Genomic DNA, 26,609 nt, shown 5'->3' with positions numbered 1-26,609 from the left:
TACCGACCGGGCTTCGGCCCGGTACGGGCGGGGCTGTGAAATTCCCAAACACGAAGGAAAATCGATATGAGCAACCATCTGTTGAAGACGATGCGAGTTGTGGCGAGCGCGGCGTTGATCGCGGCAAGCGTTTTGGCGCTGCCGGCAGCGCAGGCACAGCCGTCCGGCATCACGCGAACCGACCTGCAGCGGCATGATCTCAGCATCCCCGGACGCGAGGTCGTCCAGGTGCGGGTCGATTTCGCGCCGGGCGCGGCGTTCGGCAAGCATAGCCATCCCGGCGAAGAGATCGTCAATGTGCTCGAAGGCACGCTCGAATACGAAGTCGAGGGCAAGCCACCGGTCACGCTTAAGGCGGGCGATGTTCTGTTCATTCCGGCCGGTACCGTTCACGCGGCCAAGAATGTCGGCAGCGTCACCGGCAGCGAGCTTGCGACCTACATCGTCGAAAAGGGCAAGCCGCTTCTGACGTTGAAGAAGTGACGGCGAGCGCTTCCCACGAGGAATACTGCGATGATCGACATAGCCCTCGCCCTCGCGGCAGGAGTGCTGACGGCGGCAGCGCCGTGCATCCTGCCGCTGCTTCCGATCCTGCTCGGCACGTCGATCGGCCAGCACGGCCGGTTGCGGCCACTGTTCATCGTGGGCGGTTTCGTCATCGCCTTCTCCGGCTTCGCGCTGCTGTTCAGCGCGTTCCCAACGGTGCTCGGGCTGTCGCATGACAGCTTGCGCAAGATTTCCATCGTGCTGCTCGGCGGCTTCGGCGTGCTGATGCTCTGGCCGCAACCCTATGAATGGCTGGTGGCGCGGTTGAGCGGTCTCCTCGCGCACGCGGATGGCGCCGTGCGGGCTGCCGGACCGGGTAATTTCGGCGGCCTCGTTCTCGGCCTCTCGCTCGGCGTGTTATGGACGCCCTGCGCCGGTCCGGTGCTCGGCTCCATACTCACGCTGATCGCGACGTCGGAAGACCTCGCACGCGCCGGCATGCTGCTCGTCACCTACGCGATCGGCGCGGCGATCCCGATATTGCTGATCGCTTATGGCGGGCAATACGCCACCACCCAGATACGCAGGCTGGCGCCCTACACGCCTGCCCTGCAGCGCGGCTTCGGCGCGGCAGTACTGCTCGTCGCGTTCGCATTTTACACGCAATACGACACCATCATCACGGTGTGGCTCTCGGACTTCTACCCGAACCACCAAACAGGACTATGACCATGCGAAAGCTTCTCACCCTCGTTGTGCTTCTGATTGTCGGCTTCCTCGTCGCCATGCAGTTCAGCCCGTCGCTGACCCGCGGCGAGCAAACCACTTCGAGCGAGCGCCGCACCGCGCCGGAATTTGCCGGGATTTCGGCCTGGCTGAATTCTCCGCCGCTGACGCTGGAAAGCCTGCGCGGCAAGGTCGTGCTGGTGCAGTTCTGGACCTATTCCTGCATCAACTGCGTGCGCACCCTGCCCTATGTGACGAAGTGGTACGACACCTACAAGGACAAGGGTTTCGTGGTGGTCGGCGTGCACACGCCCGAATTCGCCTTCGAGCGGGAGACGGCGAATGTCGAGACCGCCATCAAGCGCTTCGGCATCAAATACCCGGTTGCGCAGGACAATCAGTACCGCACCTGGCGCGCCTTCGGTAACCAGTATTGGCCGGCCGGATATCTGATCGATAAATCCGGCACCATCGTCGCGACGCAGTTCGGCGAAGGCGGCTACCAGCAGATGGAGAACACGATCGCCCGCCTCGTCGGCGAAGCCACGCCGTCCGCTCAGGCCAGTGATCCCGATCTCGCCGGCGTCGAAACGCCCGAACTCTATCTCGGGTCGGAGAAGAATGACGGCGCCATCGTGGCGTCGCAGGATTCCGCGGCTGGAGAGCGATCCTACGCGCTGCCGGACAGCGTGCCGCAAGGCCGCTTCGCGCTCGGTGGCGGCTGGAAGCTCGTCGGCGACAGCGCCACCGCCTCGGCAGACGGTAGCGAGATCGTGCTCCGCTTCAACGCGCCCAAGATCAATCTGGTCGCGGGCAGTGCGTTGCCGCAAGCGGTCTCCGTCACCGTCGACGGCACGCCGCAACCGCCGGTCACCATCGATCGAAGCCGGCTTTATCCCATCTACAGCGGCAGCAGTGGCGAGCATGTGTTGCGCCTGAAGGTGCCCAAGGCCGGCCTGAGCGCTTACAGCTTTACGTTCGGTTGATCGGCAAGGCTTGATGGGCAAGGCTTCCTAGACAAGGCTCGGCCGCGCGCCGCTGGCGCAGGCCTGTTCGACGCAGCGGCTGGCGCGGAGGATTTTCTCCTCGCTGAACATCGGCCCCACGATCTGCAGGCCGATCGGCAAACCATCAACGAAGCCGCACGGCACCGAGGCCGCGGGCTGCCGGGTAAGATTGAACGGCCACGTCAATGGCGTCCAATCGAACCATTGCGGAAAGCGCGCCGGATCCGGTGTGTCGATGCCGGCGGCGAAGGCTGTGATGGGGATGGTCGGCGTCAGCAAGAGATCGTAGTGCTGATGGAAGTGATGCATCTGCTGGCTGAGCGTGCGCATGTCGGCATGGGCCGCCTGCAATTCGCTCGCCGAAATATCCTGGGCTGATATCACCAGCCGCAGCAGGCCCGGATCGAGCGCCGCCAATTGCTCACCGTCGAAGCCCCGCACCACCGCAGCATGCGATGCGCCCCAGATCACCTCCAGTGCGGGCTGCGCGGCGGACAGATCCAGATCGACGCTCTTCACATCGGCGCCGGCCTTCACCAGCGCATCAATGGCGGGCTGCATGCCGGCGACGATTGCAGGCTCGGTGACCGGGAAGCCGAGATCTGGCGACCATGCGATTTTCATTCCCGCCACCCCCTGGTCGAGGCCATCGAGATAGTCGATGCCGCGATAGGGAATGGCGAAGGAGTCCCGCGCGTCCGGCCGCGTCAGCACGTTCAGCAGCAGCGCGCTGTCGGCGACGTCGCGCGACAGGCCGCCATAGACCGCGAGCGTCCCCATCGGCCCCGGCAAATTCGGCACCACGCCGTAGCTCGCCTTCAACCCGAACACGCCGCTGAACGCCGCGGGGATGCGGATCGAGCCGCCGCCATCGCCGCCGGTGGCCAACGGCACGACGCCCGCCGCAACCAGGGCGGCCGAGCCGCCGCTGGAGCCGCCGGGCGTGCGGGAAACATCCCAGGGGTTGCGCGTGATGCCGGTGAGCGGGCCGTGCGTAATCCCCTTCCAGCCGAATTCCGGCGTCGTCGTCTTGCAGAAGAACACCGCGCCGGCCTCGCGCAGGCGGGCGACGCCGGGCGTATCCTCCGTGCTTGGCGCCGTTGCGGTCGAGTGCGAGCCGATGCGCATCGGCCAGCCCGCGACATGTCCGGTGTCCTTGATCGCGACCGGCACCCCGTCGAGCGGTCCCATGGGCTCACCGCGACGCCAGCGTTCCGCCGAGTCCGCAGCTAGTCGCCTCCCCTGCGGCTCATCCAGCAGGCAGGTCGCATTGAGAGCCGGATTGACCGCATGCAGTCGCGCCAGCGTCGCTTCCAATATATCGACCGGCGACAGGTCGCCCTTGGCGAAGCGCCGGGTCATCTCGCGGGCGGAAAGCCAGTTCAAATCGTCGGACATCGCGCGGCCTACTCAGCCGCTTCACGCGCGGGGACGCTCGGCTCGATATCGCATTGCAGGATATCGGTGAAGCGGTTGAACGCGCCACACAGCGAGATGCGCCACGTCAGTTCGACGATCTGGGCTTCGGAAAAATGTTCGCGAAGGCGGGTGAAGATTTCGTCGCGGGTCTTGCTCCAGTTATTGTTCACCGCAACGGAATATTCGACCACGAGTTTGTCAATGACGTCGAGTTCCGGATGGTCCTGGTAGTCGAGCAGCCGTTCGGCGCCCTCCTCCGATACGCCCTGGATCGCCAGTTTCGGCGCGTGGTGCGAAACGCAATAGTCGCACTTGTTCAACAGGGACACCGCGACCAGCGCGATCTCCAGATGGCGCTTCGACAACGTGCCACTCTCGGCGAGATCGACCAGCAGCGACCAGGTATGCTCAAAGATCGGCGGCCGGTGCGCCATCACGCCCGCCTGGTTCTCGAACGCGCCATAGGTCGTCATCTTGTCCCACAGCGGCTGCAACTCGGGCGGGAGATCGTTCTTGGTCTTGATTGACACGCGTGACATGGGCTTTCCCTGAATGATGATCCGCTGATTGCCGCCATCCTGCCACATCCGAGCAGGTTTGGCGCAGCTTGCCGAGAATAGCAGCCCTGTCCGCGCTGAGTATTGTCAGGCGTGGGCGCGGTCACGCGCGGGCTTGACTTGTCGATCATTCATGTAATATCAATAGTTACATGAAACGAGACAGTCGATTGTCCGGCGTGTTGCACGTGCTCCTGCACATGGCCGAGCGTGATGAGCCGGTGACCTCAGAGGCACTGGCAAAAGCCATGGATACCAACCCGGTGGTGATCCGCCGCGTCATGGCGGGCTTGCGCGATCAGGGCTATGTGCGATCGGAAAAAGGCCATGGCGGCGGATGGACGCTGGCGCGTGATCTGGCTGATGTCTCCTTGCGCGACATTTATGAGGCGCTCGGCGAGCCTTCATTGCTGGCGATCGGCAACAGGACTGAAAAACCCGGCTGCCTTGTCGAGCAGGCCGTCAATGCCGCCCTCACCCGCGCATTCGACGATGCGGAAGCGCTGCTGTTGTCGCGCCTGGCCGACGTGACGCTTGCGCAGCTGAGCGCCGATTTTCACAAGCGTCTCATTGGCCGCGGCAAAGGCCATCGCCTGGAGGTCGCGCATGCGAAATGATGCCGCCGTTCAGGCAATGCTGGATCATTTCTTCGATCCCGAGGCGGTGAAGAATTATGCGGAAGGACCGCCGCGCTTCGTGCCCGGCTTTGCCGACCTTCACCGCATGACCAGCATCCTGCTGGCGGAACAGGCGCCGCAAGACGCGCGCGTGCTGGTGCTCGGCGCCGGCGGTGGTCTGGAGTTGAAGTCGATGGCGGAGACCGCAGCCGGCTGGACCTTCGTCGGAGTCGATCCGGCGGCGGAGATGCTGAAGCTGGCGGAGCGGATACTGGGTCCGCTCAGCGCGCGCGTGCAGCTCCAGCAAGGCTATATCGACGATGCCCCCGATGGCCCGTTCGATGCGGCGACGTGCCTGCTCACGCTGCATTTTCTCGATGCAGATGAACGGCGGCGGACGGCCAGCGAAATCCATCGCCGTCTCAAGCCCGGCGCGCCCTTTGTGGCCGCACACTCCAGCTTTCCGCAAGGGGCGCGCGCGCAATGGCTATCGCGGTACGCTGCTTTTGGCATCGCTTCCGGCGCCGATCCCGACAAGGCCAACGGCGCCCGTGCGGCGGTCGATAAGAATCTGAACCTGTTCAGCCCGGAACAGGACGCGCAGATCCTGCGCGAAGCCGGCTTCAAGGGAGTCGAACTGTTCTACGCCGCCTTCACCTGGCGCGGCTGGATTGCGTACGCCTGAAGCGGTGGAACATTCATGACCGTCCGCCCTATCGTCCGTTACCCCGATCCCCGGCTGGCGCTTCTCGCGCAGCCTGTGACCGTGTTCGATGATGCGCTGCACGAGCTTGCGTCGGACCTGCTGGAAACCATGCACGCCGCCCCCGGCATCGGCATCACCGCGCCGCATATCGGCGTCTCGCTTCGCGTCGTCGTGCTCGATCTCGACCCGGTCGATGGCGCGCGGACCTATGTCAATCCGGAGATCATCTGGACATCGCCCGAGATGATCATGCACCAGGAAGGCAGCGTCTCGATGCCCGGCGTCAACGACGACATCGAGCGCCATGCCCGGTTGCGGATCAGCTATCACGACATCGACGGCCATGCCCGAACCGAGGAATCGCAAGGCCTGCGCGCGGTCTGCCACCAGCATGAGATCGATCAGCTCAACGGGATTTTCTGGATCAGGCGGCTGTCCCGGCTAAAGCGCGAGCGGCTGATCAAGCGGTTCGAGAAGCTGTCGCGGGGTTGAGGTGAAGGCGGTGCTCCGCCTTCACGCTCCCGCCAGTCGATCACTGCGGAATGCGCGCAATGACCTTGATCTCGAAATCAAAGCCCGCCAGCCAGTTCACGCCCACTGCGGTCCAGTTCGGATAAGGCGCCTCGCCGATCGCCTTCAGCCTGATAGGGCCGATCGTCTCCCACTGCCTGGCCGGGTCGGTGTGGAAGGTGGTGACGTCGATGACGTCGTCGAAGCTGCAGCCGGCGGCCTTCAGCACGGCGGCGAGATTGTCGAAGGCGAGCTGGACCTGCTTTGCAAAGTCAGGCTCGGGCGAGCCGTCATCGCGGCTGCCGACCTGGCCGGAGACGAACAGCAGGTCGCCGGAGCGGATCGCCGCCGAATAGCGGTTGATTTCGTACAGCGCCTGCCGGCCGGCAGGGAAGATCGCGTCGCGCTTTGTCATGGTTTCACTCCATTCGAACAAGGCAAGGCCCGGCTGCAACGGTCGCGGCCGGCGGGAGCATTGATATACGCCCCGTATGCCGCTATATCGGTTCATACGCGCCGTATGTCAATGGCATACGCGGCGTATGTTTTTTAGGAGTTTGGCGGTGGTCGCAAAGCGGCGGGCGCAGATGGTGGAGAAGACCCGGGCCAAGCTCATCAGGGCCGCCCGCAAGGCGTTTGCGGCGGAGGGCTATGCGGCGGCGTCGATGGACGATTTGACCGCGAAAGCCGGCCTGACGCGCGGCGCGCTCTATCACAATTTCGGCGACAAGAAGGGCCTGCTGCAAGCGGTGATCGACCAGATCGACGCCGAAATGGTGGCGCGGATGCGCGCCGTCCAGGACCGGGCCAAGACCGCGTGGATCGGATTTCTCGACGCCAACATCGCCTTTATCGAGATGGCGCTGGAGCCGGAGATCCAGCGCATCATGCTGCTGGACGGGCCGGCCGTGCTCGGCGATCCCTCGCGATGGCCGAACCAGAACGAGTGCCTGCGCACTACGACCCAAACCATCCAGGCGCTGATCGATGCGAAAACGGTAAGATCGGTGGATGCGGAAGCTGCCGCGCGGCTGCTCAATGGCGCAGCGCTCAGCGCCGCGCTGTGGATTGCGGCGGCCGACGATCCCCGCGCCGTCCTTGCCAAGGCGGTCGCGGCGTTCCGGTATCTTGCGGTCGGGTTGCTGCAGATCGAGGAATGACGTCGCGATAGTCACGGCAACTTCAGCGCCGCGCGAGCAATTTCTCATAACGCCAGATTTCGAGATCGAACGGGCCGTCAACGGTATCGAGGCGATTGACCATCGTCCGGGCGAGATGCCATCCGCTCTTCTCGTAAAATTTTGCGGCGCGCGAATTGCCGATCGCGCAGGCGAGCCAGGCCGTCTCGACGCCGCGCTGCGACATCTGCACCTCCGCGTCCGCGATCAGCGTGGCCGCGACACCCGTGCCGCGCGCTGCCGATGTGACGTAGAACTGATTGAGTTCATCGCCCTTCAGCATCGCAAAGCCCAATGGCGCGCCCAGCGGGCCAATCACCCGCACATCGGCAAGCGCGGCAGACATCCGTTCGGCAAAATCTTCAAACGTGCGCGCACGCGCCAGCGCCGGCGGCAGGATCGCCGCATGGGCATCCTGCCAGCCGTCATACCACAGGCGCGTCAGCACGCTGGTTTCGGAGGAGTCGGCGGGTCTTGGCTTCATCGCGTCCACATTATCCTCAGTCAGATCGAATGGAAACCTCATCAGTCCGACGGCGAAGTTGACTCCGCCAGCGACAGAAGCAATACTTCGCTACATGGTGAAGTATCAAGCTTCCCGGATGGACCGCACGTTCTCCGCGCTCGCCGACCCTACCCGGCGGGCCGTGCTGCTACGGCTGAAGGAAAAACCCGGGCTTTCGGTGAGCGAGCTCGCCCGGCCGTTTTCGCTGAAGCTTCCGGGAATGATGAAGCATCTGGACGTGCTGTCCGATGCGGGATTGATCAAGCGCACAAAAACCGGTCGCACCGTGTCGGTCCATCTTTCGGTCCGGCCGATGCGGGAGGCCATGGAGTGGCTCAAACGGTATGAGCGGCTCTGGACAGTCAGCCTCGATCGCCTGGTTGCGCTCGTGGAAGAGGATGGCGAGCGATGACCAGCAGCCTGCCGGGCGTGACCATCGTGCGCAGAATAAAGGCCTCGCCCGCCAGGGTTTGGGCAGCAATCACAGAGCCCAAACTGATGATGCAGTGGTGGGGTCCCGATGCCGGGCCGACGCTGCGCGCCGAGGCGGACGTGCGACCCGGAGGCCGCTTCAGCGTCGTCTTCCGGTTGCTGAACGGCGAGGAGCACAATCCCACCGGTATCTATCAGGAAGTGATTCCCGAGAAGAAGCTGGTGTTCACCTGGGACTTGCCGGGAACGAAGGAACGCGAGTCGCTGGTCACGTTTCTGCTTGAGCCTGAAGACGGCGGCACCAGGCTGACACTGCTGCACGAGCATCTTCCCGACGAAGAGATGCGCAAGAGTCACGAGCACGGCTGGAGCGGCCTGCTCGACAAGCTGCCTATTTTCCTTGGAGTTGCCCAATGAACGACCTGATCCTCACCACCTTCGACTGGGTTCCCGAACCGCCGCGCGGCTTTGTGCGTGACATCCGGGTGCGCTGGGCGCTGGAAGAGGCAGGACTGCCCTATCGCGTCGAGGGCGTGCCGTTTCGGAATCGGAGTGCCGAACATTTCACTCATCAGCCGTTCGGCCAGGTGCCGTGGTTGACCGATGGCGACATCTCGATCTTCGAGAGCGGCGCGATGCTGCTGCATCTCGGCGAGCGCAGCGACGCGCTGATGCCCAGTGATCCGCGCGCTCGCAGCGAAACGAAACAATGGCTGTTCGCGGCGCTCAACTCCGTCGAGATGGCCAGCCTGCCCTGGTCCTTGCTCATGTTTTCCGGCAACACCGGCGACACGCCGGCCTGGAAACTCTTTGACGGGTTCCTCCACCAGCACCGGCTCACACACATGGAGGCCGTGCTGGCAGGACGCGAATGGCTCGCCGGGACATTCTCCGTCGCCGACATACTCATGGCGGATGTGCTGCGCCTCGTCGCCCGGTTCGACGGCCTGGCGACATATCCCGCCTGTCGCGACTATGTCGCGCGCGCCACGGCCCGACCATCCTTCGTGAAGGCGCACGCTGACCAGATGGCGCATTTTGCCGCGGCTGATAAGGCTTGAGATTTCTTCACAGCGTTTTCGAACCTCGTCGGCGCCCGAGCGACGCCGTGTGACGTCCGTCACAGCGACGCGAGGGGCCCTGCGGCATTGTCCTCCCATCGACGGCGGAATGGTCCGCCCGACCTGACAAGGAGTGGACGACAATGCAGAACATGGAACAGAAGACCTCGGAAATCCGCGAGCTGACCGATGCAGAGCTCGAGTCGATCAGCGGCGGCAACATCTTCGGCGACATTGGTCGCTGGATCGTTCGCCGTTTGAAAGGAGACGGCGATCTTCGCCGCGCGACCGACCGCCCGAACTGAACTCATTTTCCAGACTGCCCCCCCGCGGCGCAAGCGGCGTTCGCGGGGGTCTCGTGTGCGATCTGTCGCACGCAGCGCCCCGCCTCCTCACCCACCCGCCATCAAATCCTTCGCCAGCGCCATGTAGGCCGGCAGCGTGACGGGGTCGTTGGCGGCGTTGCCGGCGGCCGGGTGTGAGGCGTAGCGCGCGATCACCATTTCGGCTTTCGGATCGATATAGATGCCCTGGCCGTGAACGCCGCGCGCCATGTAGGCGCCGTGGGCATTGTGCGTCACCCACCACTGGTTCCGGTAGGACGCGCCGGGCAAGGTGGTGTAGCCGGCCGGCTTGAACTTTTCGGGATCGCCGCCGCGCGCGATGTCTTCCACCACCGTTGACGGCACGATCTGGCGGCCGTTGAAGCGGCCGTGATTGCGGATGGTTTCGCCGAAGCGGGCGAGATCGCGCAGCGTGGTCGAAAGACCACCGCCGCCGCTTTCGGTGCCGATGCGGTCGACGTGATAATGCGCGTCCTCTTCCGCGCCCATCGGCGCCCAGATGCGCTCGGAGAGCAGATCAGACAGCGTCATCCCGCTCGCGCGCCGGATGATCCAGGCGAGCACATCGGTATTGACGGTCTTGTAGGCGAACGTCTTGCCGTGCTCGCCCTGCTTGCGCTGCGTGCACAGGAAATCGAAAATATTGGTCGCGCCTTCATAACCCGGCTCGATCGGCGCCATGCCGTTGGCGCGCCGCAGCGCGAACACGCCGGAATTCCTGTCGGTATAGACTTCCGTGTATTCGAGTCCCGTGGTCATATCCATGACCTCCCGCACCCGCGCGTCGCCGAACGCACTGGCCTTCAACTCCGGCACATAGTCCGTGACCGGCGCGTTCGGATCGATCTTGCCCTCCGCAATCAAAATGCCGGCGAGCGTGCCGGTGAACGATTTCGTCACCGACATCGCGATATGCGGCTTGTGCGGCTTCAGCGCGCCGAAATAGCGCTCGTAGATCAGCTTGCCCCGGTGCAGCACCGCGATGCCATCGGCATAGGTCTCCTCGAGCATGCGCTCAAACGCCATCGGCCGGCCATCCATCGTGACCGACGCCGACGCGCCGATATCGTGATCCGCCCGCGGCAGCACCGACGCCGGCCCTGCCCCGCGCCAGACGTTTACGGTCGGCACCAGTTGGCGGATGTTGCTCCATGCCCAGCGCAGTTCGGGAAAGCTGCGGAATGAGCCGTCGTGGAACGTGATGGTCTTGTCCGGCGGCGGCGGGAAGCCCTGCATCCAGCCGAGGGATTGCGGATCGGTTTCGGCGGCGGTTGGAGTTGGCTGGGCGGCTGCGGTGGCGACGGACATGAGGACGGGCTCCGGAGGGCGATAGAGGATTCGTAACATGGAGCCGCACGGGAGGCAGCCCGCGTTTGCGGCTGATGGTTATGCATTCGCATGCTCGCCGCCCTCCCCGTCATTGCCCGATGCAGCTTGATTTTCCCCGTCGGCCAGTCCCGTCGTCATGCCGGCACATATGTCAACCTGATCACCTGCTCGTCCATTCGATCGCTGGCCACGAGACGGAGCGGCGGCCGGGGGCCGGCGAAGAATGGCTTGCCGCGACCCAACACGACGGGATGGAGATAGAGCCGATATTCATCGACAAGACCGAGATCGGTCAGGCTTCGCGCCAGGTCCGGTCCGGCGACGTCAATCTCGCCGACGCGCTCAGCCTTCAGCTTTCGTATCACCGCCTCGAGGTCATCCCCGACCAGCGTGGCGTTGGGGCCGACCGACTTGAGGGAGCGCGACACCACCCACTTCGGCTGGTTCCGCCAGGCCGCTGCGAAAGCGTGTTCCGCGGTGTTCCACTCGGGATGGTCTTCGTCCCAATAGCGCATCACCTCGTATATCCGCCGACCATAGACGCTCCCCGCCAAGCCGCGCACTTGCTCGACGAAATGATCGAAGAGCGCCGGGCTTGGCCCGAATTTGTCGTGGTCGACGTAGCCGTCCAGCGACTGGTTCATTCCAAATACGATCTTCGCCATGGTGATTTCCCTGTATCAGGCGACGCCGAGCTTGCCGCGCTCGCCGTCACGGGGCTGTTCCTCTGATGTCAGAAACTCGGCCAGATCCGCCGCCTCGTAGAATGGGCGGATCTCGACCCCGCTCGCGCCCAGCATGGGATTGCGCTTCGCCCAGGCCACGGCCTCGTCCATATCCCTGACCTGCCAGATCATGAAGCCGGCGACCAGCTCGCCGGTGTCCGCGAACGGCCCGTCGATGACCTCGGCGCGCGAACCATCTGACGTGATGCGCTTGGCCTCGGCGCTGTTCTGGAGGCCGGCGCTGGCCACCATGATGCCGGCCTGGACCAGTTCCTCGGTGAACCGGTCCATCGCCGCGAACGCCTCTTTCGTTGGGGGCGCGCTTTTTCCGCCGCAGTCAGTGGCTTTTCCGAACACCATCACCCGCATCGTCTGTCTCCTCGCTTGAGCCGCCCTTTTGGCACCTCATTGCGAGGACGAACGGCGTCTTGGGAAACCGACATTGTCCGGCGATTATTTTTCGACAGTTGAGGCGCCTCTCTCTCGTCATTCCCCGATGCGCAATCGCGCATCTGAGGGCTCACGAAGCGAGAACCCGGAATCCAGCCGGCAAGCTACTCGTTGATCTCGGGCTCGACCAGCTTCGCCAGGTTTCGCAGCGACTCCTGCCAACCGAGATAGCAAGCCTCGGCTGGAATGACATCAGGCACGCCGGCCTGCTCGATATTCACCTCCGTGCCGACCGACACCTTCTTCAGCGTCACGGTCACCTGCATCTCGCCGGGCAGGTTCGGATCATCGAACGTATCGGTGTAGCGCAGGCGTTCGCCAGGCACGAGCTCGACATATTTGCCACCGAACGCGTGGCTTTTGTCCGTCGTGAAATTCCGGAAGGACATCCTGAACGTACCGCCGACCTTCGGTTCCAGATGGTGCACGGTGCAGGTAAAGCCGTTCGGCGGAAGCCATTTCGCAAGCGCATCCGCTTCAAGGAACGCGCGATAGACTTTCTGTGGGCTGGTTGTCAGGACACGGTGCAAGCGGATGGTGCTGGGCATGCTGATGGACCTTCTTGGATTGCAGGTTGGTGCACTCAGGACGAACGAGGCTTGATCGAGCCGACATAGGGTCCGGGATTTTTTTGTAAAGGACCTCATGCCTGTTCGGCCTACGGTGGCATGGGTCCGTATTCTCGCGGCACGACATGCCCGAGCTATTGCTTTGGTTTCGCCCTCTGATGACAGAGGGCGCAGGGAAGGCCGGGTGCGCGCTGCACCCGCGGTCTCGTGTGCGATTGTGCAACAAGATGGTGCACACGAGCATACAGGGCAGCGGGGAACACCCAGCCTTCCCTGCGCAATGGCTTTACGGCTTATGACGCGCTCTCCCCGGTGAGACGGCCTCTATTGCCACCGTCGCCTCTGGTCAGCGTTAGCCTCCCAAAAGCTTGACGCCGTTACGGGCGCCAGGACCACACGCTTTTGCCGTACGCCTCTGCCGCGCGCGTCAAGCGCAACATCGGCGTCCATCGCGACCCGCCCAACGTTCGTGACGATGGCCGACGCCCCTCATGGCAGGACGGGATGGGCAAATTCGTAGAGATGATTTGCCCGACGAGGAAAGTGGAATTTTGCCCGTCGGGTTAATTTGTCGCACTCCTGTCTCCACGTCGTCATTGCGAGCCAACGGGTCGCGCGAATGCGCGCCCGATGACAGGCTCCGCGAGGCAATCCATGGCACGGATCGGGCAAATATGGGTTGCTTCGCTTCGCCCGCAGTTCAGCTCGGCGGCAGTTTCACGAATGGATCGATCACCGCGACGCCCAATGGCTCGAGATGCCGGAGGTTACGCGACAGGATTGTCAGACCGCGATGCTGCGCTGTTGCGGCAATGATGACATCGGCAAGTCCCGGTGCGTGTCCAAGGCCGCGCGCGCGATCCGACAGCGCACCGGCGACCCGCGCGGTTGCCGCGTCGAAGGTGAGAATGCGATCATCGTAGAGATGCAAAACCGTTTCGAGCCACGCCGCCAGGCCGGCGCTTTTGCGTATCGCCTTCTCACGGCGCAACTTGGCTATTCCATCTTCGATCTCTGCCACGGTAACGACCGATATGAACAGTGCCGCTGAATGCGCATCCATCCATTCGACAAGTGTGAGCGGCACCGGCCGGGATGGCGCGGCGGCGGAGATCACATTGGTATCGACGAGGTACACCGCGAGATCAGAGACCTGATTTCCGCAAAGGCGACTTGTTGCGGCGGGGCAAATCCGCTGCCGTCAACGGCGCCGCCATCAGCAGCCGGCCGAAGCTCGGAACGGTCGATAGCCGCTCCCACTCCGCGTAGCTCACAACCACCGCCTGCCGCTTGCCGTGACGGGTGATGACAGCCGGCTCTCCCCGCATCGCTTCATCCACGACTGCAGACAGGCTAGCCTTTGCGTCACGAAGTTGAATCTCGCGCATCAAAGCAACCTCTATATGACCACTGTAGTCATATATGCTCAAGCGCCTCTTATTGCAAGGGCAATGACGCGGACAGCCCGCATGAAGTCAGACAGCTCAAGGACGTATACATTGGGCGGCGACACTTTTAGGGAGCGATTCGTGGCATTCGGCGTCTTCATCCACCGATCCGACTCAATCTACGAAGACAGCCCTGCTGAACGCTACCAGTTCCCAAGTCAGTACCTCGCCCGCGTAGAGTCATGCATCGGCGACTGGATCATCTACTACGAGCCAACGAAAGCGCAGGAATCACGCGGCTATTTTGCAATCGCCAGGGTCCAGCAAGTCATTTCCGATCCAAGCAAATCGGGCATGTATATCGCCATCATTGAACCAAACAGCTATCTGGATTTCGCCAGTTTGGTTCCGTTCCGTGATGCCAACGGACTGGTTGAGCGGGGCCTCCTGAACGAACAGGGCAAGATTTCCGGGCGCGCCCAGTCCGCCGTACGACCAATTTCTCCGGCAGACTTCAACCGGATTACGGAACGCGGGCTCGCTGAGGAGACGGGCCTTCTGCCGCGCGTCGATCCGCCCTCCGCTCTCCCGGGTTTGCAGGAGACACAGTCATCGTTCCAATATGAGCAGGAACGGAGCCGCGTCGCTTATTTGACCTCCCGCATAGTCAGAGACCGCATCTTTCGTCGCGTCGTGCTGCGTGCTTACGACGCCCGCTGTGCGATCACTTCATTGAAATTAATCAACGGCCATGGACGGGCCGAGGTCGAAGCCGCCCACATCAGGCCGGTCGAGGCAAATGGGCCGGACATCGTTAGCAACGGTTTGGCCCTCTCTGGCACAGCACACTGGATGTTTGACCGCGGCTTGATCAGCATCGCGGACAATCGTGAGATACTGATCTCAAGACACGTGAACGATGAAGCCGGCGTGCGTGCCATCATCAACAAGACGGGGCGGATTCTGCCACCTGTCCGCACCGCCGATCAGCCTCACCCACACTTCTTGCGGTGGCATCGCGAAAATTGCTTTAAGATTTGAGCAATCTCGCTGAAGTGTGGGATGACGAGGCTCGATAAACAGTCGGTTTTTATCGCAACCTATCTAGCAAGATTCTCGTCACCCCGCTCAGCTCAGCCTGCGCTGCTCGGCACCGGCGTGTTGAGCAGCTGCTGTTCCCAGAGGAACGCAATGCCGCTGCCAGCGACGTGCTGCTTGAGCACCTCCGTCAGCTCGCCGGCGTGCTCGGTGCGCGCCCAGTCGCGCTGCCATTCCGATGCCAGGGCCAGCCAGGTCATCATGTTCGCACCGGCCGCGATCATGCGCTGGATGGCCACCTCGTGCGCCTCGACTGACGTGCCGCCCGAGGCGTCGGTGATGACCGTGACGTCCCAGCCTTCGCCCAGCGCCTGAATAACCGGCATGGCGACGCAGATCTCGGTCCACAGGCCGGCGATAATCAGTTGCTTGCGGCCCGTCGCCTTGACTGCATTCACGACCTTCCTGTCTTCCCAGGTATTGATGAACGTCCGGTCGATGACCTCCTGGCCGGGAAACACGTCGGTGATGTGGGGGAAGATCAGGCCGCCGCGCTCGGCGATGACACTCGTCAGGATGGTGGGGACGCCGAAGGCCTTAGCGACCTTTGCCAAGGCCGTCGAATTGTTGACCACCGCATGCGGATCATGACTGTTCAGGTTCGCGAGCTGGTAGGGCTGGTGGTCGATAAGAACGAGTACCGAGTCTTCGGGACGAAGAAGAGAAGCAAGGCCGTTACGAAAGGTCATTACTACATCCTTTGCTGCCGCTGTGAGCGGCATTGGTTTTCCGGGAGACATGCGCCAGGGGCGACGTTGCCTGGAGTCAGTATTTGCCGTTGCTATTCGAGATGCGGTAGCACCCCATTATGGAAAGCTGTGTCGCGGTAAGGGGAACGCTAAATGGATATCGAAGAGCTGCAGACCTTCGTTGAAGTGGCTGATGCCGGAGGAGTTTCGCCTGCTGCGCTCCGGCTCGGCGTCTCCAAGTCAATCGTCAGTCGGCGGCTCTTCCGGCTTGAGGCGGAACTTGGTGTCCAGCTTCTTGCACGGACCACCCGGGGCGCCGCTCTCACGGAAGCAGGGGCCACGTTCCGAGATTATGCGGCCAGAGTCTGCGCCGAGATCGACGTGGCCAGAGAAACGATCCTACCCGCCGGTGACCTTCGCGGCCGCTTGCGAGTTGCTGTGCCGGTTTCTTTCGGCCCGACTCACTTCGCTCCCATCCTCGCGGAAATGGCGCGCCGCCACCCCAAGCTCCAAATCCACACCTGCTACAGTGATCGCTTCGTCGATCTCATCACAGAGGGTTATGATTGCGCGATACGGGTTGGCTATCTTCAGGACTCCAACTTGATCGCAAGACGGGTCGGACCGATCCATGGGAAGTTCGTCGCGAGCCCGGACTACATCAAGGCGCATGGGTCGCCCGAGACGCCGGAGGAACTCGTCGCGCATGAGGCTCTCATGCAAGGCACCGAAGCCTGGCAACTCATGGATGGCGACAGGATCATCACGGTTCGTCCGCAAGGACGCTTCAAGGCAGACAACGGCACAGCTCTAGTAGCCGCCGCAACGGCAGGACTCGGGATCGCCTATCTCCCCGACGGTCTCACCGATGAATATGTCGCCTCCGGAGCGCTGGTGCCGGTCATGACAAATTATCCCCCACCTCCGGCGGGCGCATATGTCATCCGCCCGCCAGGCCAGCATCCCGCACGGAAGATACGGGTCCTCACCGAATTGCTGATTGAGTATTGTGAACCGGCTCCGCACCTCGCGGGTGTCGATCGCTAAAACGTGTCTGTAGGGCGGGCTAGCGAAGCGTAACCCGCCGCGCCGCCATCTCGGCACGGCGAGACAATGCGGTGAATTACGCCTTCCGCCTTCGCTCTGCGAGCTACGGCGGACAGGTCGGCAAATCCACCCTACTGGCTGTCCCCGCGCCCTGCTCGCCGAGCGCGGCGATTGCCACGCTGGGCGGCAGCCCGAACACGCTGCTGAACACGCGCGACAAATGCGCCGTGTCCGCGAAACCGGCATCGATCGCAGCCGTGCGCACCAGTTCGCGCCCGGCCATGCTCACCGCAGCATGCTGAAGCGCGGACCACAGCTTGAACCGGCGAAATGTCAGCCCTGTCGACGCCTTGAAGCAGCGCAGCGCCCGCGTACGCTCCATGCCGAGATATCGGACCAATTCGCCCTGCGTCACGCGCCGCATCGGATCAGCCTGCATCGTCCGCACGATCTCGACAATTTTCGGAGGCAGCGGCGCGGTCGCAAAGGCGAGTCTCGCCCGCAACTCCTCCGTCGCGCCGGGATCGCCGCCGAGCGAACGGCGCGCCAGCCTTTCGTGGTTGCCTTTCAGCACGACCGCCAGCGGGGCATCGAAGGGAAATGCCAGTCCGTTGAGGAAGATGACGTCGGCACCCCGTTCCGAGACCCGAACAGCGTGCACGATCCCTGGCCGGACCAGCAGGACGTCGCCGGTTACGCTCTCGCCCTCATGTTCCAGTGTAATCGGATCGGTCCGTCCCACCAGCACCGCCGTCACGACGTTCGGATGCGCCGCGAGGCGTGGGACCCCGATGGGCAAGATCGTGCTGGTGAACGGCGATTGCGCTGACGGCATGGTTCACATCATCGGCGACTTTGTGGTTTGGCGCAAATCCCCGATCAGCTAGACGATCCTGGAGCCTTCCTTGCCCCAGTAGGAATCGCGGACCAGGCGCTTGTACAACTTGCCGTTCGGATGGCGCGGCAACTCCGGCACGAAGTCAAACAGGCGCGGCGACTTTACGTGGCTGAGGTTTTTGCGGCAGAAGGCGGCGAGCTCCGCCTTCAGCTCGTCATTGGCGTCCGCCCAGTCGGCGGGCTGGATCACCGCGACCACCTTCTCTCCCATTTCCTCGTCGGGCGCGCCCACCACCGCGGCGTCGACGACCCTCGGGTGGGTGATCAAGAGGTTCTCAATCTCCTGCGGATAGATGTTCACGCCGCCGGAGATGATCATGAAGCTCTTGCGATCGGTGAGGTACAGAAACCCTTCTTCGTCGACCCAGCCGACGTCGCCAAGCGTCGACCAGCCGTATATGTTGGTGTTCTCTGCGATCTTCTCCGGCGCGTTATGATAGGTGAGCGGCGCGCCGCCGCCGAAATAGACCGTACCCTCGGTCCGCGGCGGAACCTCCTCGCCGTCCTCACCGACAATGTGCAGTTCACCGAACACCGCCTTGCCGACGGTGCCCTTGTGGTTGAGCCAGTCCTGCGGGCTGACATAGCTGGCGCCGTTGCCCTCGCTTCCGGCGTAGTACTCGTGGATCACGGGCCCCCACCAGGACAGCATCTGTTCCTTGACTGGGACCGGGCAAGGCGCCGCGACGTGGACCGCCGACTTCATCGACGAGACGTCGTACTTCGCCCGCACCTCGGGCGGCAGCTTTATCATCCGCACGAAGTGGGTCGGCACGAACTGGCCGGCGTCGATCTTGTGCTTCTCAATCAGTGCAAGGGTCTGCTCCGGGTTGAACTTCTCCATCTGAACGACAGTGCCGCCCATGCGATGGACGCTCATGCACAGACGCAGCGGCGCGGCGTGATAGAGCGGCGCCGGAGAGAGATAAATGCAGTCCTGATGGAAGCCGAACAGGCTTTGGGCCATCATGGTCAGGACGTCGGGTCCGTCGATCGGAGCGCCCGTCAGCGGGGGCTTGATCCCCTTGGGCCGGCCGGTGGTGCCGGAGGAGTAGAGCATGTCCGAGCCCGCGCTCTCGTCGGCGATCGGCGTGGTGGGCATGGCGGCGCGGGCAGCCTCGAAGCGCTCGAAGGGCGTGCGGGTTTCGCCCACCATGAAGAGCCTCACCCCCGGCAGCAGGGCCGGCAGCTGGTCAGCCACCGGGCCGACGCCCGGCGAGGCGATCAGCAGCTTCGCTTCGCAATCCCTTGCGATGTACTCGACCTCGCCCGCTGTCAGCGCCGAGGAGATACAGGCATAGTAGAGGCCGGCACGCTGGGCAGCCCAGGCGATCTCGAAGAACCGCGGGTGGTTGTCCATGAAGATGGCGATGACGTCGCCGGTCTTCAGGCCGAGGGACCGGAACAGATGCGCGCCCTGGTTGGAGCGCTCATCGAGCTGCTGGTACGTCACCGTCTCGCCGCTGCCCGCCATGATGTAGGCGGCACGCGCGGGACGGGTTTTGGCGTGCACGGTCGGATGCATCTGATTTCCTAGCGCTGGATGCCGGCCCGGGCGAACGCCGCCTGCGCTTCGCCGCCGTTCATGTAGACGTCCTTGCGCGTCACCTCGCCGCGCGAATTGACCGTCACCACGTCTAGCATCTCGACCCTGGCCGTGAACGGCGCGCCGCCCGGCTCCTTGAGCGCAAGCACCATCGTCCATTCGAACACCCAGTGTTCATCGCCATAGAACCTGCGGCCCATCTCGAACGAGAAGTCGAATTTTGCGAACGTATCGGTGCAGCGCTGCCGCAAGGCCTCGCGCCCATGGACGGCGGCGGATCCGTCATGGACATGGAAGACCGTATCGTCCGAATGGAGCGAGGCAATCAGATCGGGGTTCTTGGTCTCCCAACCGACGTGATAGCGTTCGAACACTTCCTGAAGCGGGGCTGTGTGTTTTTTTGCAAGTGCAGTCGTTGCCATGGCTTCCTCCCTTTGGTTGGGAGCAAGCTAGCGCGGGATGCGCGTTTTCGCGTTGAACAAACGTGCGCCCCGTTGCGGATCCCGCCGAGCCACTAATGCGTCATCTTGGAACGACGCGGTGGATTACCCCTTCCGTTAATCCATCCTACGGGCTCTCAAATCATCGCCTTTCGCGCCACAACGAACGGCCGCGCGTCCTTGCCGCGCGAGGCGTGGCGCGCAAGTTCGATGATTTCAAATCCCGCCGACGCGATTTCGCGCGCCAGATCCTCCGCGGACAGGAACGTCACATGGGGCGCCTTGCCGATGAGCTGCGCCAACGGCACCGCGATCCGCAGCAGCGGATTCATTTCCTTCAGGCATGGCGTCTTCGAAAGGAACAGCCCGCCAGGCCGCAGCAGCCGATGGATGCCTCGCAAGACCGCGGCGCGGTCGCCCACCAGATGCAGGACATTGAAGCCGAACGCGACGTCAAAACTTCCGTCGGGCCACTGCGCCGCCTCGGGCCGCGCCACCTCGAACGTGATATTGCCGCAGCCTTCGGCGTGAGCCTTCTCACGCGCGATCGCGATCATTTCGCCGGACAGGTCGGTCGCCATGATGCGCCCGACCGATGGCGCAAGTCTAAGCGCCGTCGTTCCCGTCCCGCATCCGAACTCGAAAGCCGTCTCATTGCCGTTGAGATAATGTCGCGTTCGCTCCAGCGTGCGCTCATAGCCCGGCATATCGGCGATCGGATCGGTGGCATATTTGCGCGCGATACGGTCCCAGAACTGCGCATCATTTGCGGTACGAAACATGGCGTCCCCTGTGCGGAGGCTTCTAACATACACGGAGGAATTGGAAACTGCGGATGGCAGCCCGTTGGCGGATTAGCGAATCCACCCTACGAGCTAATCCACCCTACGGGCTCTGATCAACGAATACGCAATCCGCCTACGAGGCTTCAAATCGCTCAAAGGTTCTACCAGGAAGCAAATAGTTGCCGTACGGAATGGAAATTGAAATCCGATTTCTTCGAAAATCAGGAAGTGTATTTGCAAAGCCTCCGAGAAAGTTGGCGATCTCTTCAAATTCGCGGTTAGCCTTCAGATAACGCCAGTGTGGAGGTCGACTACGATCGTCGAAATATGCGTAGCCTTTTCCGGCAACACAGAAAACGCGCACTTGTGGAAATTCCCTGGCTCGTAGGTCCAGCTTTCGGTATCGATTGAGTTCGTCAACTATTTCATCACCCTTCAAATCCGAACCGAACGCAAATACCACATGGAACGGACGAAATACCTCCACTAGGGGCTGAAGTGACCAAAGTCGGCCAGCGTTTTCGTGCGCAGCCTTAAGTTCATGAGCCGTGAGTTTCGACTTAACCTCAATCACGTATGCGCAAGCTTCGATCGGAAATAAGCCCTCCCCTTCGCTAAAAAGCTCAGGTGGCAGAATCGATTTGTCGAAAACAATGATGTCAGACTGACCGGACTGGTTTCCCATCGAGTCGACTACAGCTCCGGTTCCGACAATTTGCCCTGGTAACAATAGCGGCAAGAGAAGTTCGTTTACAAAAATCTCGCGTGCACGACCACGCAAGCCCAAATGAGAAATGCCTTTCACAGTATCTGCAGAAGCAACCGCTGACGCGATCCTCTTGAACAGCAGATCGCTAATCACCGGGTGCGTCATGTTACTCCCACTCAATTGTCCCCGGCGGCTTAGACGTTACGTCATACACCACCCGGTTCACCCCTTTCACCTCGTTGATGATCCGCGTCGCGGTCTCGCCGAGGAATTTCATCTCGAAGGGGTAGAAATCCGCGGTCATGCCGTCGGTGGAGGTGACGGCGCGGAGGCCGACGACGTATTCGTAGGTGCGGCCGTCGCCCATCACGCCGACGGTTTTGACCGGCAGCAGCACCGCAAAAGCCTGCCAGATGGCGTCGTAGAGGCCGTGTTTGCGGATCTGGTCGATATAGACGGCGTCGGCGTTGCGGAGGATGTCGAGCTTTTCTTTTGTAATGTCGCCGGGGCAGCGGATCGCGAGGCCGGGACCGGGGAACGGATGGCGGCCGACGAAGATTTCGGGCAGGCCGAGTTCGCGCCCGAGCACGCGGACCTCGTCCTTGAACAATTCGCGCAAGGGTTCGACCAGCTTCATGTTCATGCGATCAGGAAGGCCGCCGACATTGTGGTGGCTCTTGATGGTGACGGAAGGTCCGCCGGCGAAGGAGACGCTCTCGATCACGTCGGGGTAGAGCGTGCCCTGCGCCAAAAAGTCCGCGCCGCCGATCTTTTTCGCCTCGGCGTCGAAGACGTCGATGAACAGACGGCCGATGGTTTTGCGTTTTACTTCGGGATCGGTGACGCCAGCGAGTTCGCCGAGGAACTGTTTTGACGCGTCCACGTGCACCAGAGGAATATTGTAGTGGTGCCGGAACAGGTCGACGACGGTCTTGGCTTCATCGAGCCGCAGCATGCCGTGATCGACGAACACGCAGGTGAGCTGGTCGCCGACCGCCTCGTGGATCAGCACCGCGGCGACCGCCGAGTCGACGCCGCCGGAGAGGCCGCAGATCACCCTGCCCTTGCCGACCTGGGCGCGGATCTTTTCGATCGCCTCCTCGCGGAACGCGCGCATGGTCCAGTCGCCGGTGAGGCCGGAAACCTTTCGGACGAAATTGCGGATCAGTTTGGCGCCGTCGGGCGTGTGCACCACTTCGGGGTGGAACATCAGGCCGTAATATTTGCGCTTCTCGTCCTGGATGATTGCGAACGGCGCGTTGGCGCTGACGCCGGCGACCGAAAAGCCCGGCGGCATTTTGGTGATGCGGTCGCCATGGCTCATCCAGACCTGGTGCTTCTCGCCCATGCCCCAAATGGATTCGAACAGCTGGCTCGCCGCCTTGACCTCGACATCGGCGCGGCCGAATTCGCGGTGGTGGCCGCCCTCGACCTCGCCGCCGAGCTGGGCGGCCATGGTCATCTGGCCGTAGCAGATGCCGAGCACGGGAACGCCGGAATCGAAGATCAGCTGCGGCGCGCGGGGCGAGCCGGCTTCATGCACCGATTCCGGACCGCCGGAGAGGATCACCGCTTTCGGCTTCATCTCCTTGAAGGCTTGCTCCGCCTTCTGGAACGGCACGATCTCGGAATAGACGCCCTCCTCGCGCACGCGGCGGGCGATCAGTTGGGTCACCTGACTGCCGAAATCGACGATCAGAATCTTGTCGTGCGCCGAGGCCACCGAGGGCGTCGACTCTGCTGCGGGCTGTGCTGCTGTCATGGACAGGAATTACGCGACGGGGGCCGCACTCGCAACCGCACAAACGGGGGACTCACATTCTTATGTGCGCGGTGGACAGGGAGGTATTTAGGTAGGTATTGCTGACCTGGTTTGCGTGGATGATCGTGCGCAGGACGTCTCCCTCGCCCCGCTCTTGCGGGGGAGAGGGTTGGGGTGAGGGGCTCTCTCCTCCAGCTCGACCTATCGATGGACCGGTACCCCCTCACCCGGATTGCTTCGCAATCCGACCTCTCCCCGCAAGCGGACCGCAAGCGGGGCGAGGTAAGCTGAACGCCGACACCGATTTAAAGTCACTGGTTCACAGCGCGAGACCCCACATGAAAATCCCCACCCTGCCCTTCACCGTAACCGACTGGAGCAAGGTCGAGCCGACGACGCACAAGGGCGAGACCGGTCAGGCGATTTGGCGGACGCTCAACATCGGCGACTTGCGGGTGCGGATGGTCGAGTACACGCCGGGCTACCTCGCCGACCACTGGTGCGACCGCGGGCATGTGCTCTATGTGCTGGAGGGCGAGCTCGATAGCGAGCTGCGGGATGGGCGGAAGTTCAAGCTGACGGCGGGGATGAGTTACCAGGTGTCGGATTTCGGCGATGCGGCGCATAGGTCGTCGACGACGACGGGGGTGAAGCTGTTCATTGTGGATTGAGGTTTCGTAGGGTGGGTTAGGCGAAGCCGTAACCCACCACCGACACGAAGAACGAAGATGGTGGGTTACGCTGCGCTAACCCACCCTACGCAGAACCGACACAAAAAACCCGTCCGTTCCCGTCCGCCGCGGCGTCATCAGCCAGCCCTCCGGCGACTGCAGCGCGGCCTTGGCAAAATCCTCCGCCTTGTCCCACAGCACGCTCGCCGTCTGCTCCGGCGGTACCACCGCAAACTCCGGATGGCGCGCGACAAAACTGCGAACTTGCGCGCCGTTCTCCGGCGGCAACACGGAACAGGTGATGTAGGCGATCCGGCCGCCCGGCCTTACCAGAGCAGCCGCGCGATCAAGCACTTCGGCCTGGTCCTTCAAGCGCACGTCGAGCGCGCCGGGGCGCATGCGCCATTTGGCGTCGGGGTTGCGGCGCCAGGTGCCGGTGCCGGTGCAGGGCGCGTCGATCACGACCAGATCGGCGGAGGCGTGGATGTCCGCCAGCGGGTCGGCGTCGCCCTTCGGCGTGCGGACATCGGCGTTATGGATGCCGGCGCGCGACAGCCGCTCGTGGATCGGCGCGAGCTGGCGCTTGTCGTGGTCGGTGGCAATCAAACGGCCCTTGCCCTGCATCATTGCCGCTAACGCAAGCGTCTTGCCGCCGGCGCCGGCGCAGAGGTCGATCACCTGCTCGCCGGGTTTTGCCGCCGAGAGCAAGGCCGCCAGCTGCGATCCCTCATCCTGCACTTCAACGGCGCCCTTGATAAAATCCTCCTCGGCATGAATGCCGGGGTTGCGGGCGTCGGCGCCGAGTTCGATGCGCAGGCCGATCGCGGACCACGGCGTCGGCTGCGCGCCGAGATGAGAAAGCCGCGGCAACATCTTCTCGCGGCTCGCTTTTAGGGTGTTAATGCGAAGGTCGAGCGGCGCCCGGCTCGCCATCGCGGTGGCCTCCGCGACGCGGTCGTCGCCGAACACATCAGCCAGATGCGCATCCAGCCATTCCGGGTAATCGCCGGCGATGTGCGGCGGCGCACCGTCGAGGGAGCGTGAGGTCAGCGCTGTTCGTTCGCCGTCGCTGAGCGGTTCCGGGGCGAAGCGGCCACCGTCGCAGAGGGCCGAAATGGCGTCCGCATCGAGCTTGCGTTCCAGCTTCAACATGCCGAGCATGCGGGCACGCGACGTGTCGGCCTCCATCAGCCAGGCGCTCGAGGCGCGGCGGCGCAGCACGTCCCAGATCAGGCCGGAGATCGCCGCGCGGTCGCCGGAACCGGCATAACGGTGCGCGGTGCCCCACTCCTTCAGCGCCTTGGCAGCGGGAACACGCTGGGCGTCGATGGTGTCGATCAGTTCGATGGCTGCGGACAGCCGGGCGGCGGGGGTCATTCAAAACTTTCGGTTCGAGAAGGTCGCGCTCAGATAAGAAGCAGCATCTTCAGCGCGAAGTAGATCCACATCGCCAGCAGCACAAGGACGCCGGCGAACCAGGCCAGCGAGCGGGTCCGGACGTCGTTCGACGTGACAAAAATCCCGGCATGGGCAAAGCGGGTCACGACAAACACCCAGGACATCAGCAGGATGAAGAAATCGGCCTTGCGCAGCGGCAGCGCCAGCGCGATCAGGACGTAGAACAGGACCGGGATTTCGAACTGGTTGCTGTAACAATTGCCGATCTGGGTGACCTTTTCGGGCCAGTTCGGCTGCCGCAGCGCGATGTCCTTCAGGGTGGTTTCCCTCGCTTTCAGGGCACTGGTCCGCGCCGTGGCCATCCACAGCAGCAGCGCAAAGGTGAGCCCGACCTGGGCAAAGACAGGCAGCAAAACCAGTTGAATCGACATCAGGACGCCCATGGGAATCTCCCCGGAGGCATTTGCCTCCGCTGCACCAATAGCGGGGGTGCCGCCGCCTGACAAATCGCCGTTTGGGCTGAACCGCAATCGGCCCCCGCGTGACCAATTGCTGGAGCGCTCAGGTCATCCCGGTCCTGATGGCTCCGCCCTTCGAGATGGCGCCATGAACATCACCTCACCGCTTCTAACCGGCGCGGCCCGCGTGGCCGAAGCGCCCGGCGATTCCGTGACCTCCCTGCTCAAAATGGTCGGTGCCGGAACCGGCTGGTTCGACGACAGCGTCGATGGCGGGCTGGGCATTGTGATGTCGACGCTGGCCGGTGTCGCCGCGGCGCTGGCGGTGGCCATCGTGCTGTCGGTCTATTTCCGCAGCGGCACCCGCAGCCCGCGCGACCTTCTCAAGCACGGCCTCGCCGCCGTTGTCGTGATCGCCCTCGTCGCCTTCGTGGTCTATGACGTCCGGCATGCCGCGCTGGCCTATCTCGGAATCAATCCGGCAAAACCCGCCGTGGAATTCGAAATCCGGCTGCCAAAGGCGGCGCTGACCGCAATTGCCGATACCCAGGTGGAACTGCTGACCGACCGGAACCAGAAGCTGGCCAAGGTGCAGGATGCGCTGGCCTCGACACCGGACGGCCGCAGCGTGCTCAAGGGAACCGTCACCCTCGACTACCGCACCACCGATCGCATGGTGGTGCTCAATCTGCCCGGGCGAGCGCAGACCCAGTTCAAGCTGCGGCTGCCGGCCAGCCCGACGCATTCCGACAAGTTCGGGCCGTGGCATCTGGCCGACGGCATCACGCTTGCGAAGGGCGACACGGTGACACCAGAGACGCATAACGCTTTTGCGATCCGCTACCGCGTGCTGTGAGCCGATCTCGTTTCCCTTCTCCCCTTGTGGGATCGAGACGAGCGAAGCTCGCTCTTGAGGTGGCGCGAAGCGCCGGATGAGGGGTCTCTATCCTCATCGCAACTCGTGCAGTGAGGATAGAACCCCTCACCCGTCTTCGCTTCGCGAAGCCTCCCTCTCCCACAAGGGGAGAGGGAAGGAAGATCCGGTCTTCTCGATTCAAACATCTTTTCAAGCAATCCTTCAAACAACCTTGCGCGCGCGG

34 protein-coding genes are annotated in these 26,609 nt (G+C 63.0%); 15 read left to right on the top strand and 19 right to left on the bottom strand.

The genetic code is table 11. From position 1 onward, the window contains the following. Positions 1 to 66: 66 nt before the first annotated feature. From JQ558_RS17840 to JQ558_RS17830, 3 genes are read left to right on the top strand one after another with little or no spacing between them, the layout of a single operon-like run. Positions 67 to 483, top strand: a complete 417-nt coding sequence (locus tag JQ558_RS17840) for a cupin domain-containing protein (RefSeq protein ID WP_212294422.1) — start codon at positions 67 to 69, stop codon at positions 481 to 483. Between the two features lie 30 nt (positions 484 to 513). Further along, positions 514 to 1,215: a cytochrome c biogenesis CcdA family protein gene (locus tag JQ558_RS17835; protein ID WP_212294421.1), complete on the top strand. Its 702-nt coding sequence runs from the start codon at positions 514 to 516 to the stop codon at positions 1,213 to 1,215. Between the two features lie 2 nt (positions 1,216 to 1,217). Next, on the top strand, positions 1,218 to 2,198 hold the full coding sequence (locus JQ558_RS17830) for a thioredoxin family protein (RefSeq protein WP_212294420.1): 981 nt from the start codon (positions 1,218 to 1,220) through the stop codon (positions 2,196 to 2,198). A gap of 27 nt (positions 2,199 to 2,225) precedes the next feature. Here the strand turns inward: JQ558_RS17830 and JQ558_RS17825 are convergent, their stop codons facing one another. Together JQ558_RS17825 and JQ558_RS17820 are read right to left on the bottom strand one after the other, a co-directional pair. Continuing rightward, a complete protein-coding gene (locus JQ558_RS17825) occupies positions 2,226 to 3,617 on the bottom strand; it encodes an amidase (protein WP_212294419.1) in 1,392 nt (463 codons plus the stop codon). 8 nt (positions 3,618 to 3,625) lie between these two features. Further along, a complete protein-coding gene (locus tag JQ558_RS17820) occupies positions 3,626 to 4,177 on the bottom strand; it encodes a carboxymuconolactone decarboxylase family protein (protein ID WP_212207906.1) in 552 nt (183 codons plus the stop codon). A 170-nt stretch (positions 4,178 to 4,347) separates the two neighbouring features. On the opposite strand from JQ558_RS17820, the gene JQ558_RS17815 reads away from it, so the two are divergent. From JQ558_RS17815 to JQ558_RS17805, 3 genes are read left to right on the top strand one after another with little or no spacing between them, the layout of a single operon-like run. Next, complete coding sequence (locus JQ558_RS17815) at positions 4,348 to 4,812, top strand: Rrf2 family transcriptional regulator (protein ID WP_212207905.1); 465 nt, start codon at positions 4,348 to 4,350, stop codon at positions 4,810 to 4,812. Beyond that, complete coding sequence (locus JQ558_RS17810) at positions 4,802 to 5,497, top strand: class I SAM-dependent methyltransferase (RefSeq protein ID WP_212294418.1); 696 nt, start codon at positions 4,802 to 4,804, stop codon at positions 5,495 to 5,497. Before JQ558_RS17815 ends, JQ558_RS17810 begins: the two co-directional genes overlap by 11 nt. A 15-nt stretch (positions 5,498 to 5,512) precedes the next feature. Beyond that, entirely contained in the window at positions 5,513 to 6,010 is a 498-nt protein-coding gene (locus JQ558_RS17805; RefSeq protein WP_212294417.1) for a peptide deformylase, read from the top strand. A gap of 40 nt (positions 6,011 to 6,050) precedes the next feature. Here JQ558_RS17805 and JQ558_RS17800 read toward each other — a convergent pair whose 3' ends face one another. Further along, entirely contained in the window at positions 6,051 to 6,443 is a 393-nt protein-coding gene (locus JQ558_RS17800) for a RidA family protein (RefSeq protein WP_212294416.1), read from the bottom strand. Between the two features lie 148 nt (positions 6,444 to 6,591). Here JQ558_RS17800 and JQ558_RS17795 point away from each other — a divergent pair, with 148 nt between their 5' ends. Further along, positions 6,592 to 7,188 carry a TetR/AcrR family transcriptional regulator gene (locus tag JQ558_RS17795; RefSeq protein WP_312014997.1) on the top strand — a complete coding sequence of 199 codons (597 nt, stop codon included), beginning with the start codon at positions 6,592 to 6,594 and terminating at the stop codon, positions 7,186 to 7,188. Between the two features lie 22 nt (positions 7,189 to 7,210). Here JQ558_RS17795 and JQ558_RS17790 read toward each other — a convergent pair whose 3' ends face one another. Continuing rightward, positions 7,211 to 7,690, bottom strand: coding sequence for a GNAT family N-acetyltransferase (locus JQ558_RS17790; RefSeq protein WP_212294415.1), 480 nt, complete (start codon positions 7,688 to 7,690; stop codon positions 7,211 to 7,213). Positions 7,691 to 7,808: 118 nt separating this feature from the next. Between JQ558_RS17790 and JQ558_RS17785 the strand changes: the two genes are divergently transcribed. From JQ558_RS17785 to JQ558_RS17770, 4 genes are all read left to right on the top strand, one after another. Then, a complete protein-coding gene (locus tag JQ558_RS17785) occupies positions 7,809 to 8,123 on the top strand; it encodes an ArsR/SmtB family transcription factor (protein ID WP_249119179.1) in 315 nt (104 codons plus the stop codon). Further along, positions 8,120 to 8,560 (top strand): SRPBCC domain-containing protein, encoded by a 441-nt coding sequence (locus JQ558_RS17780; RefSeq protein ID WP_212207901.1) that lies wholly within the window; start codon positions 8,120 to 8,122, stop codon positions 8,558 to 8,560. Before JQ558_RS17785 ends, JQ558_RS17780 begins: the two co-directional genes overlap by 4 nt. Beyond that, on the top strand, positions 8,557 to 9,204 hold the full coding sequence (locus tag JQ558_RS17775) for a glutathione S-transferase family protein (RefSeq protein WP_212294414.1): 648 nt from the start codon (positions 8,557 to 8,559) through the stop codon (positions 9,202 to 9,204). The genes JQ558_RS17780 and JQ558_RS17775 overlap by 4 nt, the downstream gene beginning before the upstream one ends. Before the next feature lie 143 nt (positions 9,205 to 9,347). After that, positions 9,348 to 9,509, top strand: coding sequence for a bacteriocin (locus tag JQ558_RS17770; protein ID WP_212207899.1), 162 nt, complete (start codon positions 9,348 to 9,350; stop codon positions 9,507 to 9,509). Positions 9,510 to 9,596: 87 nt separating this feature from the next. On the opposite strand, the gene JQ558_RS17765 is transcribed toward JQ558_RS17770, so the two are convergent. The 6 genes from JQ558_RS17765 to JQ558_RS17740 form a co-directional block, all read right to left on the bottom strand. After that, positions 9,597 to 10,856, bottom strand: a complete 1,260-nt coding sequence (locus tag JQ558_RS17765; RefSeq protein ID WP_212294413.1) for a serine hydrolase — start codon at positions 10,854 to 10,856, stop codon at positions 9,597 to 9,599. Between the two features lie 155 nt (positions 10,857 to 11,011). After that, positions 11,012 to 11,542: a dihydrofolate reductase family protein gene (locus tag JQ558_RS17760; protein ID WP_212207897.1), complete on the bottom strand. Its 531-nt coding sequence runs from the start codon at positions 11,540 to 11,542 to the stop codon at positions 11,012 to 11,014. Between the two features lie 15 nt (positions 11,543 to 11,557). After that, positions 11,558 to 11,971 carry a YciI family protein gene (locus JQ558_RS17755; protein ID WP_212294412.1) on the bottom strand — a complete coding sequence of 138 codons (414 nt, stop codon included), beginning with the start codon at positions 11,969 to 11,971 and terminating at the stop codon, positions 11,558 to 11,560. Positions 11,972 to 12,156: 185 nt separating this feature from the next. After that, positions 12,157 to 12,600, bottom strand: a complete 444-nt coding sequence (locus tag JQ558_RS17750; RefSeq protein WP_212272608.1) for an SRPBCC family protein — start codon at positions 12,598 to 12,600, stop codon at positions 12,157 to 12,159. Between the two features lie 721 nt (positions 12,601 to 13,321). Then, entirely contained in the window at positions 13,322 to 13,759 is a 438-nt protein-coding gene (locus JQ558_RS17745) for a type II toxin-antitoxin system VapC family toxin (RefSeq protein ID WP_212294411.1), read from the bottom strand. 7 nt (positions 13,760 to 13,766) lie between these two features. Then, positions 13,767 to 14,009, bottom strand: a complete 243-nt coding sequence (locus JQ558_RS17740) for a type II toxin-antitoxin system Phd/YefM family antitoxin (RefSeq protein ID WP_212294485.1) — start codon at positions 14,007 to 14,009, stop codon at positions 13,767 to 13,769. A 141-nt stretch (positions 14,010 to 14,150) separates the two neighbouring features. On the opposite strand from JQ558_RS17740, the gene JQ558_RS17735 reads away from it, so the two are divergent. Continuing rightward, the gene (locus JQ558_RS17735) at positions 14,151 to 15,050 is read left to right on the top strand and encodes an HNH endonuclease (RefSeq protein ID WP_212294410.1); all 900 of its coding nucleotides are present in this window, start codon (positions 14,151 to 14,153) and stop codon (positions 15,048 to 15,050) included. Positions 15,051 to 15,142: 92 nt separating this feature from the next. Here the strand turns inward: JQ558_RS17735 and JQ558_RS17730 are convergent, their stop codons facing one another. After that, on the bottom strand, positions 15,143 to 15,796 hold the full coding sequence (locus JQ558_RS17730) for a hydrolase (RefSeq protein WP_212294409.1): 654 nt from the start codon (positions 15,794 to 15,796) through the stop codon (positions 15,143 to 15,145). A 153-nt stretch (positions 15,797 to 15,949) separates the two neighbouring features. Here JQ558_RS17730 and JQ558_RS17725 point away from each other — a divergent pair, with 153 nt between their 5' ends. Next, positions 15,950 to 16,843: a LysR family transcriptional regulator gene (locus tag JQ558_RS17725; protein ID WP_212294408.1), complete on the top strand. Its 894-nt coding sequence runs from the start codon at positions 15,950 to 15,952 to the stop codon at positions 16,841 to 16,843. Positions 16,844 to 16,946: 103 nt separating this feature from the next. Here JQ558_RS17725 and JQ558_RS17720 read toward each other — a convergent pair whose 3' ends face one another. The 6 genes from JQ558_RS17720 to guaA form a co-directional block, all read right to left on the bottom strand. After that, complete coding sequence (locus tag JQ558_RS17720; RefSeq protein WP_212294407.1) at positions 16,947 to 17,678, bottom strand: AraC family transcriptional regulator; 732 nt, start codon at positions 17,676 to 17,678, stop codon at positions 16,947 to 16,949. 48 nt (positions 17,679 to 17,726) lie between these two features. Beyond that, positions 17,727 to 19,265 carry an acyl-CoA synthetase gene (locus JQ558_RS17715; RefSeq protein ID WP_212294406.1) on the bottom strand — a complete coding sequence of 513 codons (1,539 nt, stop codon included), beginning with the start codon at positions 19,263 to 19,265 and terminating at the stop codon, positions 17,727 to 17,729. A gap of 8 nt (positions 19,266 to 19,273) precedes the next feature. Further along, positions 19,274 to 19,708, bottom strand: coding sequence for a nuclear transport factor 2 family protein (locus JQ558_RS17710; RefSeq protein ID WP_212294405.1), 435 nt, complete (start codon positions 19,706 to 19,708; stop codon positions 19,274 to 19,276). Between the two features lie 155 nt (positions 19,709 to 19,863). After that, positions 19,864 to 20,508 (bottom strand): class I SAM-dependent methyltransferase, encoded by a 645-nt coding sequence (locus JQ558_RS17705; protein WP_212294404.1) that lies wholly within the window; start codon positions 20,506 to 20,508, stop codon positions 19,864 to 19,866. A 136-nt stretch (positions 20,509 to 20,644) separates the two neighbouring features. Further along, entirely contained in the window at positions 20,645 to 21,385 is a 741-nt protein-coding gene (locus JQ558_RS17700) for a DUF6602 domain-containing protein (RefSeq protein ID WP_212294403.1), read from the bottom strand. 1 nt (position 21,386) lies between these two features. Continuing rightward, entirely contained in the window at positions 21,387 to 22,982 is a 1,596-nt protein-coding gene (guaA, locus tag JQ558_RS17695) for a glutamine-hydrolyzing GMP synthase (RefSeq protein ID WP_212294402.1), read from the bottom strand. Positions 22,983 to 23,320: 338 nt separating this feature from the next. Between guaA and JQ558_RS17690 the strand changes: the two genes are divergently transcribed. Continuing rightward, a complete protein-coding gene (locus JQ558_RS17690; RefSeq protein WP_212294401.1) occupies positions 23,321 to 23,653 on the top strand; it encodes a DHCW motif cupin fold protein in 333 nt (110 codons plus the stop codon). Between the two features lie 75 nt (positions 23,654 to 23,728). Here the strand turns inward: JQ558_RS17690 and JQ558_RS17685 are convergent, their stop codons facing one another. Together JQ558_RS17685 and JQ558_RS17680 are read right to left on the bottom strand one after the other, a co-directional pair. Further along, the gene (locus JQ558_RS17685) at positions 23,729 to 25,030 is read right to left on the bottom strand and encodes an RsmB/NOP family class I SAM-dependent RNA methyltransferase (RefSeq protein ID WP_212294400.1); all 1,302 of its coding nucleotides are present in this window, start codon (positions 25,028 to 25,030) and stop codon (positions 23,729 to 23,731) included. 29 nt (positions 25,031 to 25,059) lie between these two features. Beyond that, positions 25,060 to 25,482, bottom strand: a complete 423-nt coding sequence (locus JQ558_RS17680; protein ID WP_212294484.1) for an MAPEG family protein — start codon at positions 25,480 to 25,482, stop codon at positions 25,060 to 25,062. Between the two features lie 175 nt (positions 25,483 to 25,657). Between JQ558_RS17680 and JQ558_RS17675 the strand changes: the two genes are divergently transcribed. Beyond that, complete coding sequence (locus tag JQ558_RS17675) at positions 25,658 to 26,365, top strand: acriflavin resistance protein (RefSeq protein ID WP_312014703.1); 708 nt, start codon at positions 25,658 to 25,660, stop codon at positions 26,363 to 26,365. Positions 26,366 to 26,609: the final 244 nt, after the last annotated feature.

Source organism: Bradyrhizobium sp. AUGA SZCCT0160 (assembly GCF_018130105.1).
Lineage (GTDB): Bacteria > Pseudomonadota > Alphaproteobacteria > Rhizobiales > Xanthobacteraceae > Bradyrhizobium.
This window is presented reverse-complemented; position numbering and strand designations above follow the sequence as displayed.